The sequence below is a fragment of the Pseudomonas endophytica genome (assembly GCF_001411475.1).
Lineage (GTDB): Bacteria > Pseudomonadota > Gammaproteobacteria > Pseudomonadales > Pseudomonadaceae > Aquipseudomonas > Aquipseudomonas endophytica.
In genome coordinates this window covers 69846-84575 of the sequence record NZ_LLWH01000209.1, presented here as the reverse complement: position 1 = coordinate 84575, position 14730 = coordinate 69846, and the positions used below count along the sequence as shown (strand labels likewise).

Annotated in this window: 10 protein-coding genes; 3 read left to right on the top strand and 7 right to left on the bottom strand. The window is 54.6% G+C overall.

From position 1 onward, the window contains the following. The first annotated feature begins 17 nt into the window (after positions 1-17). A complete protein-coding gene (locus AQS70_RS19715; RefSeq protein ID WP_055104423.1) occupies positions 18-1850 on the top strand; it encodes an ABC transporter ATP-binding protein in 1833 nt (610 codons plus the stop codon). A 294-nt stretch (positions 1851-2144) separates the two neighbouring features. Here AQS70_RS19715 and AQS70_RS19710 read toward each other — a convergent pair whose 3' ends face one another. Beyond that, complete coding sequence (locus AQS70_RS19710; RefSeq protein WP_055104422.1) at positions 2145-3269, bottom strand: GNAT family N-acetyltransferase; 1125 nt, start codon at positions 3267-3269, stop codon at positions 2145-2147. Between the two features lie 324 nt (positions 3270-3593). Here AQS70_RS19710 and AQS70_RS19705 point away from each other — a divergent pair, with 324 nt between their 5' ends. After that, entirely contained in the window at positions 3594-4886 is a 1293-nt protein-coding gene (locus AQS70_RS19705; protein WP_055104421.1) for a putative porin, read from the top strand. Between the two features lie 114 nt (positions 4887-5000). On the opposite strand, the gene AQS70_RS23455 is transcribed toward AQS70_RS19705, so the two are convergent. The 5 genes from AQS70_RS23455 to AQS70_RS19685 form a co-directional block, all read right to left on the bottom strand. Continuing rightward, positions 5001-5234, bottom strand: coding sequence for an anti-sigma factor family protein (locus tag AQS70_RS23455; protein WP_082428161.1), 234 nt, complete (start codon positions 5232-5234; stop codon positions 5001-5003). Continuing rightward, positions 5228-5839 (bottom strand): RNA polymerase sigma factor, encoded by a 612-nt coding sequence (locus tag AQS70_RS19700; protein ID WP_055104420.1) that lies wholly within the window; start codon positions 5837-5839, stop codon positions 5228-5230. Before AQS70_RS19700 ends, AQS70_RS23455 begins: the two co-directional genes overlap by 7 nt. Before the next feature lie 130 nt (positions 5840-5969). Continuing rightward, the gene (locus AQS70_RS19695; RefSeq protein WP_055104419.1) at positions 5970-7091 is read right to left on the bottom strand and encodes a beta-ketoacyl-ACP synthase III; all 1122 of its coding nucleotides are present in this window, start codon (positions 7089-7091) and stop codon (positions 5970-5972) included. 188 nt (positions 7092-7279) lie between these two features. Further along, on the bottom strand, positions 7280-11191 hold the full coding sequence (hrpA, locus tag AQS70_RS19690; RefSeq protein WP_055104418.1) for an ATP-dependent RNA helicase HrpA: 3912 nt from the start codon (positions 11189-11191) through the stop codon (positions 7280-7282). 143 nt (positions 11192-11334) lie between these two features. Then, on the bottom strand, positions 11335-12051 hold the full coding sequence (locus AQS70_RS19685; protein WP_055104417.1) for an SDR family oxidoreductase: 717 nt from the start codon (positions 12049-12051) through the stop codon (positions 11335-11337). Positions 12052-12567: 516 nt separating this feature from the next. Between AQS70_RS19685 and AQS70_RS19680 the strand changes: the two genes are divergently transcribed. Continuing rightward, complete coding sequence (locus AQS70_RS19680) at positions 12568-13434, top strand: DMT family transporter (protein WP_187331829.1); 867 nt, start codon at positions 12568-12570, stop codon at positions 13432-13434. 161 nt (positions 13435-13595) lie between these two features. Here AQS70_RS19680 and AQS70_RS19675 read toward each other — a convergent pair whose 3' ends face one another. After that, the gene (locus tag AQS70_RS19675) at positions 13596-14534 is read right to left on the bottom strand and encodes an aspartyl/asparaginyl beta-hydroxylase domain-containing protein (RefSeq protein ID WP_055104415.1); all 939 of its coding nucleotides are present in this window, start codon (positions 14532-14534) and stop codon (positions 13596-13598) included. Between the last annotated feature and the right edge of the window lie 196 nt (positions 14535-14730).

The following is a 14730-nucleotide window of genomic DNA, read 5'->3' as shown; positions in this document are numbered from 1 at the left end:
AGCGGGCGTCAGTGACCATGCTTTACCGTCGTTTTGAAAAACTGATCGATATCTTTCGCGAAGCTCCCAGCGCTGCACCTCCCAATACGGTTTGGGCGTTTTACTTTTACTACCTGCGCCAAGTCTGGCCGATATTCGCGGCCTTGCTGGTGGTCGGGCTAGTCGCCTCGTTGATTGAAGTCTCGCTATTCAGTTACTTGAGTACCCTGATTGACTTGGCCCAAGGCACACCCAACACCGACTTTTTTAGCCTGCACAGTGGCGAGTTGATCTGGATGGCAGTGGTCGCGCTAATCATTCGCCCAGTTTTTTTTGGGCTGCATGATCTGCTCGTTCATCAAGCGTTGAGCCCAGGTATGACCAGCATGATTCGCTGGCAAAATCACAACTATGTGCTGAAACAAAGCCTCAATTTTTTCCAGAACGATTTCGCTGGGCGGATTGCCCAACGCATCATGCAAACCGGTAACTCGCTGCGTGACTCGGCGGTGCAGGCCGTAGATGCCTTGTGGCATGTGCTGATCTACGCCATCAGCTCACTGGTGCTATTTGCCGAAGCCGACTGGCGTCTGATGATTCCGCTGTTGACTTGGATTGTGTGCTACATCGGTGCCTTGTATTACTTCGTGCCTCGGGTCAAAGAGCGCTCGGTGGTGTCTTCAGATGCGCGCTCCAAACTGATGGGCCGTATCGTCGATGGCTACACCAACATCACCACCCTCAAGCTGTTTGCACACACCAACTACGAGCAGCAGTACGCCCGCGAGGCGATCGTCGAGCAAACTGAAAAAACCCAATTGGCCAGCCGCCTCGTTACCGGCATGGACGTCACCATCACCACCATGAACGGGCTGCTGATTGTCAGCACCAGCGGTCTTGCGCTGTGGTTATGGAGCCAGTCGTTGATCAGCGTCGGCGCCATTGCTCTGGCGACCGGCTTGGTGATCCGTATCGTCAATATGTCTGGCTGGATCATGTGGGTGGTCAACGGTATTTTCGAGAACATCGGTATCGTTCAGGACGGTTTGCAAACTATTGCACAACCCGTTGCGGTCAATGATCGAGAGAACGCTCCACGGCTTAAAGTCGACCGTGGCGAAGTGCGCTTTGAGCACGTGGACTTTCACTACGGTAAGCGCAGCGGAATCATCAGCGACCTGAACCTGGTGATCAAACCCGGCGAAAAAATCGGTTTAATCGGGCCATCGGGCGCAGGGAAGTCGACGATGGTTAACCTGCTTCTACGCCTGTACGACCTGCAAGGCGGGAAAATCCTGATTGACGATCAGAACATCGCCGATGTGACGCAAGAAAGCTTGCGCGAGCAGATCGGCATGATCACTCAGGACACGTCTCTGCTGCACCGCTCAATCCGCGATAACTTGCTGTACGGCAAACCGGACGCCACGGATGAAGAGCTTTGGGCAGCCGTGCGTAAAGCTCGGGCTGACGAGTTTATCCCGGCTCTTTCCGACGCTCAGGGTCGGACTGGGTTTGACGCGCATGTGGGTGAGCGAGGGGTCAAGCTGTCTGGCGGCCAGCGCCAGCGCATCGCAATTGCGCGGGTCTTACTCAAGAATGCGCCGATCCTGATCATGGACGAAGCCACTTCAGCGCTGGATTCCGAAGTCGAAGCTGCTATCCAAGAGAGTCTCGAAACCTTGATGCAAGGTAAAACCGTGATTGCCATCGCTCACCGGCTTTCAACCATCGCCCGAATGGACCGCTTGGTGGTGCTCGAAAAAGGCCAGATTGCCGAGTCCGGCACCCACGCCGAACTGCTCGCGCACAAGGGGTTGTATGCCCGTCTATGGCAGCACCAAACGGGGGGATTTGTGGGTATCGACTGATCACGCCCTATCAGGCTGCGATCTGGTGATCTGCAAAAGCAAAGATCGCAGCCTGCGGCAGCTCCTACGAAAAAACGCCATTGATCTTGTTTTAGCTTTTGATTTAGGAGGCCCACTTAGAGTGCCAAGCTTGCAAACACTAGCAACAGCCAGCGTCTAACGACTTTCCTGTAGGAGCTGCCGCAGGCTGCGATCTATAGATCTTCAAAAGCAAAGATCGCAGCCTGCGGCAGCTCCTACAAAAAACACCATTGATCCTTCTTTGGCTTTTGATTGAAATCAGCACTGCCTCTGTCAGGCTTGCCGGTAAGGCAGTGCTGCCCTCGCCTCTTGCGCATAGGCCAAGACCCCGACCCGCTCACGGTTCAGAAAATCACTGACGGCAGCTTTTAGACCCTGATGGCGCAAGTAATGCCAGGAATGGGTAATCACCGGTTCAAAGCCGCGTATTAGCTTGTGCTCACCTTGGGCGCCCGCATCAAAACGCTGAATGCCTTGAGCGATGGCGTACTCCATACCTTGGTAAAAACACGTCTCGAAGTGCAAGCGGTCAAACTCCGCCAAACAGCCCCAGTAACGGCCATACAAACTGCCGCCACCGATCAAGCTAAAGGCCATAGCGACCGGCGTTGAACCTTGCTTGGCCAGAACGACGCGAATCGACTCGGGCATACGCTCGGCCAACACACTGAAAAAATCTCGGGTCAGGTACGGTGTTTGCCGTCTTACGGCATAGGTGTTGGCGTAACAGGCGTAGACAAAGTCCCACTGGGCCTCAGTGACCTGTTGCCCCTCTAGCCATTCAAACTCAACACCCTGCCCTGCCACTTGCTCACGCTCTTTGCGCATTTGCTTGCGCTTGCGCGAACTCAATGCATCGAGAAAGTCCTGAAAGTCCCGGTACTCACGATTTTGCCAATGAAACTGGCAACCCAAGCGCTGCAACCAACCGGGCTGTTGCCCCAGCACGATATCCGCCTGAGCATCTGTGAAGTTGATGTGCGCACTGGACAGCCCTTCGAGTTCCAGATAGCCGGGCAATGCAGCCAATAACTCAAGGCCGTCTTCAACCCGCGCAGCCAGCAATCGCGGGCCAGTGACCGGGCTGAAGGGCACTGCGCTCAACAGTTTGGGGTAGTACTCGATCCCGGCTCGTTCGCACGCATTCGCCCATTCGTGATCAAACACGTACTCGCCATAGGAATGCCATTTTCTGTAACTGGGCAGTGCCGCTAGGTATTGACCGTTTTCCACTAGCACCAAGTGTTCAGACTGCCAACCGGAATGCGGCCCCAAACTCCCGCTGTCTTGCAGTGCGCTGAGAAACCCGTGACGAAGGAACGGTTGCGCCACGGGCACCAGTGAATCCCACTGCTGAGCCGAGATGGCGGACAGGCTGTCCAGTCGTTGTAACGGCATTCAAAGCCCCCTGACCTGTGCAATTGAGCGGCGATCTTAGCACTTGGTCCATGACGCTGCTTTTTTACCTGTGACTGCACTGACTGCCCTTGCCAAAAATACACGCCCTCAGGTGACTCGTTTCAGCGTTCAGGTGCGATGTCACATAGTTGCTATCAACGTGCCACTTTTCTGTCATATCCAGCCGCGATACTGGCGCCGCTTCTTAGAAGTCGGGGTTATGAGCCAGCCGCTTGTCACTCCATCTAAACATCATATTTACGAGTCCATAAGGACCGATTGTGCTTGGGGTGGCTGGGGCCATCTCACTACTGGGAGATTCATATGCGTCTTGTTTCTACACGGATTGCGGCGGGACTGTGTGGCGGGCTGGTATTAGGCATGAGTGTTCCGGCGAGCGCTGCCGTGGATGCAAAACTGCTTGAAATGCTCAAAGCAAACGGCTCTATATCCGCTTCACAGTACGCCGAACTGCAAACCGAGTTGACCAGCGAGAAACAAGCTCAGCAAGAGGCGGCGGCTCAACAGGTCAAAAAATCTGACCTCAGCGCTTTCGAACAGAAAGTGGCATGGGCTGCCAAAACCGAATTCAAAGGCGACGTTCGCGTGCGTCATGAAACCGTGAAAATTGACGGTGAATCCGACGGTAAAAACCGTGACCGTCAACGTATCCGTGCGCGTCTAGGCGCTTTCACCGAAATCAACCCGCAAGTGAACACCGGTATTCGTATCGCCACCGGCAGCAGCGACGACGCGCGCTCCACCAACCAAGACTTGGACAACTACTTCGACAAGAAGCAGCTGTGGCTGGACATGGCTTATGTGGACTACCATCCAACAGCGATCAAGAACCTGCACTTGGTCGGCGGCAAAATGCCACAACAGTGGGTCAACATGGGCGACGTGATCTGGGACAGCGACATCAACCCAGAAGGTGTGTCGGCGTCCTACAAGACCAACTTGGGCAGCAGTGGCGTCGAGATGTTCGGTAGCACCGGCTATTACACGCTCAAAGACAACGTTAACGGCGATGGCGTGCAATTTAAAAATGACTTGAGCATGTACGCCGGTCAGTTAGGTGCTCGCTTCACCCCAACCGACAGCTTGAAAGTGACCTTGGGGGGTAGCGTTTACGGCTTCAAAAACGACGAGGACAGCCGCTGCCCAACCACTGGCACTAAAACCACTCCGTGTGCCTTGGCCGTTAACGGCAACAGCACCAGCGAGTTCCGTCTGTGGGAAGGTTTCGGTCAGGTCGATATCGCTAACCTGCCGCTACCGCTGTCCTTGTATGGCCAATATGTGCATAACTCCGAAACCGACAGCGACCAAGACGACGCATGGCTGGTGGGCTTCAAGAGCAAGCTCAACGCGTTTAGCTTGGACTACAACTACCGCGATGTTCAGCGTAACGCAGTGGTCGGCGCCTTCACCGATTCTGACTTTGCTAACGGAACTACCGGCTCTCGAGGTCACAAGGTCAAACTGGGTTACGAAATCGACAAAAACTTTGGTGTCGGTGTGACTTACTTCCTGACCAAAGCTGACTACGCTACGTCGACTCAGAAAGACGCGAAGGTCAACACGCTGCAACTGGACGTAGAAGCCAAGTTCTAAATCGTTTCACGCAACAAACACACCGCTGAAGCTATTCAGTGGTGTGTGTTTTCCCGCAGAGCATGGCTGTCGTCGGCCCCCATCACATCCACCGACGCAAGTCTTGCCTGCGCTCTATCGCTGACGCGACTGCTCACGCATCATTCGCTCAACCGTCGTATCCAGATCACTGGGTAACGGTTCGGGCATCGCCTTCACCATTACCCGCATCAAACGCATCTGCCTGACAAAGCGCCGACAACTCGGACAAAACAGCAGGTGATACCGTACCTGTAAATGCTCACGAACACTCAACTGCTGGTCCATGTGGTCACTTGATCGCGCAACATAGTGCTTACAGCTCAACATTCACCCGTCTCCCCGAAGTGCTCCACAGTCGCAAATACTTTAAGCCGGGCACGATGCACCAGCACTCGGACATTAGAGAGCGAGAGGTCGAGAAGATTACAAATCTGTTGCAACTCCAGCCCTTGGCGCTCTCGTAGAATCAGCACCGAGCGTTGCAACAGCGGCAGGCTGAGCAGCGTGTGTTCAAGGCACTCTCGCAACTCTTCTTCAGTGAGCAACGCTTGTGGTGTGTCATCGTGCCAGGCATAAGGCGCCAGCAACCAATGACCATCGCTGGCGAAACGCCCATCATCAACTGTGCCGTGGGGCGACGGCAGGTCGTCGAGCAAGACTTCACGGCGGGTATGTTTCAAACGGGTTTTAGCGGCGTTGGCGGTGATCGTCAGGAGCCAAGTTTTGAGGCTGGAGCGTGCTTCAAAACCCTGAAGGTTACGCACCACTGACAACCAGGCATCTTGCACCACTTCATCGGCATGGCGGTTGCCGACAATCGCATACGCTACGGCGAGCATCGCTCCTTGATAGGTACTGACCAACTGCCTGAAAGCCTGCTGCTCACCCGCAAGCAGGCGTTGGAGCATGAGAACGTCGTCAGTGGCGGCCATTCACGCTCCTCTGCTTATAAACACTGTAGGCGCGAGCTTGCTCGCGGCTAGTTGAAGATCAAAAGATCGCAGCCTTCGGCAGCTCCTCCAGGGCTGTGTGTACACCCAGCCCTGTAGGAGCGAGCTTGGCTTAGCGTTTGCGCAGGATCACACTGCCAATCGAGTAACCTGCACCGAACGAGCTGAGCACTGCTAGCGAACCACTGGCCAAGTCATCTTGGTAGGTGTGGAAGGCAATCACTGAGCCGGCCGAGCTGGTATTGGCATAGGTATCGAGAATCACCGGCGCTTCTTCAACTGACGCTTCGCGGCCTAACAGGCGCTTGACGATCAGGTGGTTCATGCTCAGGTTGGCTTGGTGCAGCCAGAAGCGTTTTACATCGGTCACTTCAAGCTTGTTTTCTTCCAAGTGCTGACCAATCAATTCGGCCACCATTGGGCATACATCACGGAATACTTTGCGACCTTCCTGCACGAATAGTTTGTCCGGGCTGTCGGGGTTTTCGTCAGATGCCCGATTAAGGAAGCCAAAGTTATTGCGGATGTTGTTCGAGAATGTGGTCAGCAGTTTGGTGCTGACGATGTCGAACTGATGCGCGGAGGTCGCAAGGTCAGCGCGCTCAACCACAATGGCGGTCGCCGCATCGCCAAAAATAAAGTGGCTGTCACGGTCACGGAAGTTCAAATGACCGGTGCACACCTCAGGGCTGACTAACAGCACTGCGCGTGCCTGCCCCAGTTGCACACTGTTGCTGGCGGTCTGCAAACCGAAGGTTGCCGAAGAGCAAGCGACGTTCATGTCAAAGCCAAAGCCTTGGATACCCAAAGCCTGTTGCACTTCAATGGCAATTGCCGGGTAAGGGCGTTGCAGGTTTGAGCAGGCAACGATCACCCCGTCGATATCAGCAGCGGTCTTGCCAGCACGCTCCAACGCTTGTTTGGCGGCGCCTACCGCCATCTCGCAAAGCACCGACATCTCGTCGTTGGAACGCTGAGGCAAACGTGGGCGCATGCGTTGTGGGTCAAGGATGCCCTCCTTGTCCATCACAAAACGGCTTTTAATACCTGAGGCTTTTTCGATAAAGGCGGCGTTGGACTCAGCCAGAGGTTCAATATCACCGGCCTCGATAGCGCTAGCATTGTCGGCGTTGAACTGTTGGACATAAGCATTGTAAGACTGCACCAACTCTTCGTTGGAAATGCTGTTGGCCGGGGTGAACAGGCCGGTGCCACTGATGACGACGTTATTCACGGTCGTTCCTCTTATTTTGTTCAAGCAGAAAATAATCGCGTCAGGTACTTATAGCCGCGAAGTTTGCCATAAAAGGCAACATGTTGCGTGCGACCTGTTTTTTCGTAGGCGCTGGCGCAGGCTGCGATCTTTAAAGATCAAAAGATCGCAGCCTGCGGCAGTGTCTACTCAGTTATTCGTCAGCAGAGTCAAGCATCTACCAAGCTCCACTGCTTGCTCAATCGCTTATCAGAAATCGGCACTTTGGTGCCCAGTTGCTGGCCGAATAACGACACGCGGTATTCCTCCAACCACCAACGGTAAACCTCCAACTGCGGATCGCGCTTGCCTTCTTGGGCGTGCTTGGTGGCCCGCGCTTGGTACTGCGCCCACAAACCACTCAGCTCGCCACTCCACACTCGGTCTTTCTGCACTTGAGCTGGCAGTTTTTCAAGGCGCATTTCAATGGCCTTGAGGTAACGCGGCAACTCTTTGAGCCACAGCGCAGGCGTTTCACGAACAAAGCCCGGGTACACCAAATGGCTGAGTTGCTGTTTGATGTCGTTTAAGGCCACGGCCTGCGCCAAGTCGATCTTGCCTTTAAAGCGCTTTTGCAGCCCGTGCCACAGTTTGAGAATGTCCAGCGTCACGTTGGCCAGCTTTTCGGTCTGCTCGGTCAAAGCACCGCGCTTGCGCTCAGCCAACGAGGCCAAGCCTGCACCGTCACGCGGCAATGTCGTCTCGCCCTCAAGGATGCAACTGTCGAGGCTGGCCAGTAGGATGTCTTCGAGTAAACTCTCAACCCGACCCAGTTCGCGATACAACAAGCCCAGCTCCGTCTGCCCCGGTAATTTGCTGCGCAAATACTTGGTCGGTTCGGCCAACTGTTGCATCAGCAAACGCTGCAAGGCTCGACGATGTTGATACTCGGCCTCGGCCGGTGTCGAAAAACGCCCCTCTTTGACCGAGTTGCCTTCTTCCACCAAAGCCGGGTAAACCGTCATCGATAGCCCGGCGATTTTTTGCTGGGCTTTTTCAGCCACCGGCGCAAATACTTTTGCCTCAACAGGCTGCTGGCTTTTTGCAGTTTGCGGCACCGCGAGCGCAGCTTGGCTGGCTTGGGCAAAGCGAGCGGTCAATTCGGCAAGGTCGCGACCCTCCCCCAGAAACTGACCTTCGCCATCGACAATTTCGAGGTTCATCTTCAGATGGTTCTCGACCTGCTGTGCGGCTTCGGCCCACGCCTCGTCACTCACCCGTGCGCCTGTCATGCGTAAGAGTTCGCGCCCCAATACCTGTGGCAATGAACCCTCGCCAAACGCCATCCGCTGCAAGGCCGCTTTGACGAAGTCCGGCACGGGGACAAAGTTTTTCCGAAGCGCCTTGGGCAGACTGCGCACTAACGCAATGCACTTGGCTTCGATCATGCCCGGCACTAGCCATTCCAGCCGCTCGGGCGGCAGTACAGACAATAAAGGAGCAGGCACTTTAACCGTGACGCCATCACGCGGGTGGTTGGGCTCGAAGTGATAACTCAACTCTAGGGTCAAATCCCCTAGGTGCAGGGTGTTCGGGTAGTGCTTGGCGGTGATTTCGGTGGCTTCGCGCGCCAGCACGTCCTCTTCGCGCATGATCAACAACTGCGGGTCTTTCTGGCTATTCACCCGGTACCAGCTGTCAAAGGTCGCGGTCTGATGGATTTCAGCGGGCAGACGAGCGTCATAGAACGCATAAAGCGTTTCTTCGTCGGCCAAGATGTCGCGGCGCCGCGCCTTGGCTTCTAGCTCATCGAGTTGCTCAAGCAATTGCGCATTGGCCGTCAAGCACTTGGCTCGAGACTGAATCTCGCCGCGCACCAGCCCTTCACGGATGAACACTTCGCGCGACAGCACGGGGTCAATCGGGCCGTAATGCACCGCGCGACGACCGACCACAATCAGGCCATACAGCGTGATCTGCTCATAAGCCACTACTTGGCCACGTTTCTTTTCCCAGTGCGGCTCAAAGTAGTTCTTTTTAATCAGATGCCCCGCCAGCGGCTCAATCCAGTCCGAGTCAATTTTGGCAACCATCCGTGCATACAGCTTGGTGGTTTCAACTAACTCGGCGGTCATCAGCCACTGCGGACGTTTTTTGCCCAAGCCTGACGAGGGGTGAATCCAGAACCGGCGCTGACGCGCACCTAAGTAATCACCGTCTTCGGTTTTTTGCCCGATTTGGCTCAGCAACCCTGACAGCACCGCTTTGTGCAGTTTGGGATAGTCAGCAGGCTCTTTATTCACGCTAAGCTGCATGTCTCGGCAGATCAGGCTCAATTGGCGATGAGAGTCCCGCCATTCGCGCAATCGCAAGTAATTTAGGAAGTTCTTGCGGCACCAGTTGCGCAATGGGCTCGCGGTCAGCGCTTGGCGTTGTTCTTCAAAACCGCGCCACACATTGATCAGCGCAGCAAAGTCCGAGTCCACATCCTTCCATTGCGCGTGAGCTTGATCGGCCGCCTGTTGACGTTCTGGTGGACGTTCTCGCGGGTCTTGCACCGACATTGCACTGGCGACGATCAACACTTCTTGCAAACTGCCCAGCTTCGCCGCCTCGAGCAACATGCGGCCCATGCGCGGGTCAACCGGCAAGCGCGCCAACTGGCGGCCCAACGGCGTCAGCTGGTTCTCACGGTTAACCGCCGACAGCTCTTGCAGCAGGTTAAAACCGTCAGTGATGGCCTTGCCATCCGGCGGTTCGATAAACGGGAATGCGGTAATTTCGCCCAAGCGCAGGTGCAGCATCTGCAAGATAACGGCCGCAAGGTTGGTACGCAGAATCTCAGGGTCGGTAAATTCCGGACGACCGTTGAAATCTTCTTCAGCGTACAAACGCACGCAAATCCCCGGCTCAACACGACCGCAGCGACCTTTGCGCTGATTGGCGCTGGCCTGGGAAATGGCCTCAATTGGCAAGCGCTGAACCTTGGCTCGGTAGCTGTAGCGGCTGATACGCGCAGTGCCACTGTCGATTACATAGCGAATACCCGGCACCGTCAGCGAGGTTTCAGCGACGTTGGTCGCCAGTACCACACGACGCCCTGGGTGCGACTGGAATATCCGTTGTTGCTCAGCCGGTGATAGCCGTGCATACAACGGCAAAATTTCGGTGTGTTTGAGTTGCGCCTTGCGCAGTATTTCGGCGGCATCGCGAATCTCGCGTTCGCCGGGTAGAAACACCAACACGTCACCCGGGCTTTTGCGCTCGCTGCGCTCATGGGCGGCGATCTCATCCAAGGTGGCGATGATCGCTTGGTCGACACTTAGATCTTCTTCGACACTGTTGCCCTCTTCGTCCTGCTCCGACGTCAGCGGGCGATACCACGTCTCGACTGGATAGGTTCGACCTGACACTTCAACAATCGGCGCATCGTTAAAGTGTTTGGAGAAACGTTCAAGGTCGATGGTGGCAGAGGTGATGATGACTTTAAGATCCGGGCGCCTTGGTAGCAGAACCTTCAGATAACCCAGCAAAAAGTCGATGTTCAAGCTGCGCTCGTGAGCTTCGTCGACGATGATCGTGTCATAGCGCTCAAGGAAACGGTCATGCTGGGTTTCAGCCAGCAAAATCCCGTCGGTCATCAGCTTGATCAGGGTGTTGGAATCACTTTGATCCTCAAACCGCACTTGATACCCGACTAGCGCTCCCAGCGGAGTCCCTAGCTCTTCAGCGACCCGGGTGGCGACACTGCGCGCAGCAATTCGGCGCGGCTGGGTATGGCCGATCAAGCCGTGCTGTCCACGGCCAATTTCGAGGCAGATTTTCGGCAACTGGGTGGTTTTACCCGAGCCTGTTTCACCGGCCAGGATCAACACTTGATGCTTGAGCAATGCCGCTTTGATTTCATCGCGCTTGGCGGCAATCGGCAGATTCTCGTCATAACGTATTAACGGCACGCTTGCCGCCCGCGCCGTGACTTGCGCGCACGAGGCCTGCACACGCTCGGCCCACGCCGCCAGCTTGGCGTCATCCGGTTTTTTGCGTAGCTCATGCAACTGCCGACGTAGCTTGTGGCGGTCGGCGATCATGGTTTGATCGAGATTTTTCAACAGCGAGTTGATTGCAGGCGATTCGTCAGTCATCAGGTGCGCAAAAGTCTTGGTGAAGGCAGGGTGCGAATTGTCGCAGATTTAATGCCTGATGCACGAATCTGTAATAGATTGGCCTTTTACGCCGGGGCCAAGCAATGGCCCCTTATCGTGCCCCGGGTATCACCCTTGATGCTTTATATATTCAAGTGCTGTAGATACCGATGCAGCACCTCATCGGTGCGCTCGGATTCGCGAACCGTACCGCGCATTAAAAAAGACTTCGCACGACTGCAATCCCACCGGTATGTATTTTGATAAAGCTCCAGTACGGACTCACCGTTATGCATATCGTTGGCGAACATGCCGCGTAAAGGATAAAGAAACGCCTGAGTATCATGACTCCAACGGTCAACCCATTGTTTGTACGGCAACAACTCAAATTGACGCCCGTAATAACTACCGACTCGCTGACAAAAGGTCTGAAGATCTAGGTTGGTCGATTCGCTCTGTATGAGATTGAATTTTTGCCCGAGGGCCTCTGGAATACGCGAAATACTAGCCACTGCCTCGACCATATAGTCAACGGTAGTCAGCCCTTCCAGAAGGTTTTGCAAATCGGGGACGGCGTTGTATTTAAGGCACGTGCGAATAAAGCGGCCCCACCATTGATAGTTGGCACACACACCTGTGCGGCGGTGACAGGTGGCGTAGCCCAAGCGAAAAGTCATCACCGGTAAACCTGCCGAGGCTGCAAGATCAGCCAACTTCTTCATCACCCATTTGCTTTGCACGTTCCCTAAGTCATGGCGGATAGACTCCAGGTTCTCGTCAATGCTGTCGTTTTCATACACTCGCGCTTTGTGGGTATAACGATGACCCCAGCTATACACAGAAATTGTCGATATCAGCATTTCGACGATGCACTTGATGGTTACGATATTGGAAAAGTCTTCTACCCATAGAGCCCTGCAAGAACGCCAGCTATTGACACGACAAAATTAAAGCGCCGGAACTTTCCGTCACACACTCTAAAAGCCAAGGCGCAGATTATTCACGCAAAGTCAGAGGAAGATAAACTGTCAAATTTGACAGTTTTTAAGATCATAAAAAATAAAAATCCGTCAACTCATAACTTCTATCAAGATAAAAAAACTAACGCTGTTAACGAATTTTTCAAACTTTATAAAAGCTATAGTTGAGCTCTTAATCCTGAACGATTATGAAGCTACATCAATTGTTCACCCGGCCTTGCTCCGACTCAAAATATAGCTCCAAACGTCTGGTCTTTGAGGAGTTTGTAGATTTGTCGCGGATGCCAATGCGCCGCATCGGATGCGCTCCGTTATTGCCTTGCGGCCTACATCCCCTACACTGCCCGCCTTAATCCTTGTAAGAGAAGATCCGTGAGACTCGCCGACTTTGTACGCATGCTGTCGCTGGCTGGCATTTGGGGCGCCAGTTTTCTATTTATGCGAATTATCTCGCCCGTACTCGGCTCGGTTCCTACTGCTTTTTTTAGAGTTTCGATTGCCGCTACCGGCTTGCTGGTGATGCTGGCGCTGATGCGCGTTAACTGGAACTTCGGCGGTAAGTTCAAGGTAGTGTTGATCCTCGGCGTCATCAACTCCGGGCTACCCGCCACGCTGTATTCAGTCGCTGCGCAAGTGCTACCCGCGGGGTATTCGGCTATTTTTAACGCGACTACGCCGCTGATGGGGGTCTTAATTGGCGGCTTGTTTTTCAGTGAGCAACTCACGCTGACCAAGTTGGCTGGGGTCTTTCTCGGATTACTCGGCGTAGGTGTTTTGACCCGTGCAGGGCCGGTCGCCTTTGATATGGACTTATTGATAGGTGCCCTTGCCTGCTTGATGGCTACGGTCTGCTATGGCTTTGCAGGCTTCTTGGCACGCCGCTGGCTGGACCAACAAGGCGGCCTTGACCCGCGCCTTTCGGCCATGGGCAGCATGTTGGGGGCCACTTTATTTTTGTTGCCGCTGTTTGGGCTGAGCCTGCTCAATCAACCGCCAGCCGACTGGGGCGGAGCACGCGTATGGCTGTCGTTGCTGGGGCTCGGGTTGGTATGCACAGCTTTTGCTTACATTTTGTTCTTTCGATTGCTGACCAACATTGGGCCAGTCAAGTCGATGACCGTGACCTTTATGACCCCGCCATTCGGTATCTTGTGGGGCGCCCTGTTCTTGGATGAGCCGCTGTCGATTGCGCATGTGTACGGCGGATTACTGATTGGCGCAGCGTTATGGCTGGTGCTGAAACCGAATAGCAAGCCCGTGTAGGAGCCGCCGATCGACGCTAGATTACTCGCGATCTGCCAAAGATCAAAAGATCGCGAGCAAGCTCGCTACTACAGGTTGGACTGCTCCAAAAGCGCCCCCTCCCGTAGGAGCTGCCGCAGGCTGCGATCTTTTGAGCCTAAAAGATCGCAAGCAAGGCTGACTCAACCGAATAACCAGCGCCACAGCAATAGCAGCACAATAACCGCCAGCACAGGGCGCGCTACGCGGTACAGCTTGGGATGACGGCGCTTCCATTGTTTAACCACGCCACTAAAGCGGTCGCTGAAGGTTTTGCTCCAAGCGTAAGCTTTGTTGATCCCGCCGACGCGCTCGTCATCAAGGTTTTGCGGGGCTGTGGCTTTGCCCAGCTGCGCGCTGACCCAGCGATTGATACGGGTCATGAGGCGGCTGGTGAGCGGACGTTCAACGTCACAAAACAAGATCACGCGGGTGATGTCGGTTTCGTTTTTAACCCAGTGCACGTAAGTCTCGTCGAACATAACGTCTTGTCCATCGCGCCATGCGTACTCTTCGCCATCGACGAAGATACGGCAGGCGTCGGAGTTCGGTGTCGACAGGCCCAAGTGATAACGCAACGACCCCGCAAACGGGTCGCGGTGCGGGTTTAGGTGGCTGCCACCGGGTAACAGGGCAAACATCGCCCCCTTGACGTTAGGAATGCTGTTCACCAATTCAACGGTTTTAGGGCACAGCAATTCGGCCGACGGCAGCGGTTTGTCGTACCACTTTAGGTAAAAACGCTTCCAGCCTTTTTTGAAGAACGAACCAAAGCCTGCGTCGTTGTTCTTTTCGGCGGCACGAATGTAGCCCTCATCGAACAAGTGCATCGCTTCTTCGCGAATGGCTTGCCAGTTGTCTTTAAGCACATCCAACTCAGGGAATTTGCTGCGGTCCAAGTAAGGCTTGGACGGTACACCTGAGAACAAATACATCAAGGCGTTGTAGGGCGCAAAGAACGCGGAGTGGTTGACGAACTGACGCAACACCGGCAAACGCGCCTTGCCGCGCAAATGCACGTACAGGATGCTGCCGACAAACAGCAGTATGAGCCCTGCCTTGATGGCGAAGGATAAGGTCATGCAACAACTCCTCGAAAATACCGTGCGGCACCAAAAGCCTGCTGTGGCAGCCGGCCATGATAAACACTCGCGACGCAGGACAAAACCCGCGTGTTCCAACATTAGGTCTTAGGTACTACTAATTCATCCATCAATTATGCAGAGACAGGACGGTAAATCGTTTGATTTGGGTCAGAGACTAGCCTGTTTGGTACGT

Coding starts and splice junctions, on each gene's coding strand:
- AQS70_RS19710 (WP_055104422.1), bottom strand. CDS start 3,269: ATGCCGTTACAACGACTGGACAGCCTGTCCGCCATCTCGGCTCAGCAG.
- AQS70_RS19680 (WP_187331829.1), top strand. CDS start 12,568: ATGCTGTCGCTGGCTGGCATTTGGGGCGCCAGTTTTCTATTTATGCGA.
- AQS70_RS19675 (WP_055104415.1), bottom strand. CDS start 14,534: ATGACCTTATCCTTCGCCATCAAGGCAGGGCTCATACTGCTGTTTGTC.
- AQS70_RS19715 (WP_055104423.1), top strand. CDS start 18: ATGCTTTACCGTCGTTTTGAAAAACTGATCGATATCTTTCGCGAAGCT.
- AQS70_RS19685 (WP_055104417.1), bottom strand. CDS start 12,051: ATGCTGATATCGACAATTTCTGTGTATAGCTGGGGTCATCGTTATACC.
- AQS70_RS19705 (WP_055104421.1), top strand. CDS start 3,594: ATGCGTCTTGTTTCTACACGGATTGCGGCGGGACTGTGTGGCGGGCTG.
- hrpA (WP_055104418.1), bottom strand. CDS start 11,191: ATGACTGACGAATCGCCTGCAATCAACTCGCTGTTGAAAAATCTCGAT.
- AQS70_RS23455 (WP_082428161.1), bottom strand. CDS start 5,234: ATGTTGAGCTGTAAGCACTATGTTGCGCGATCAAGTGACCACATGGAC.
- AQS70_RS19700 (WP_055104420.1), bottom strand. CDS start 5,839: ATGGCCGCCACTGACGACGTTCTCATGCTCCAACGCCTGCTTGCGGGT.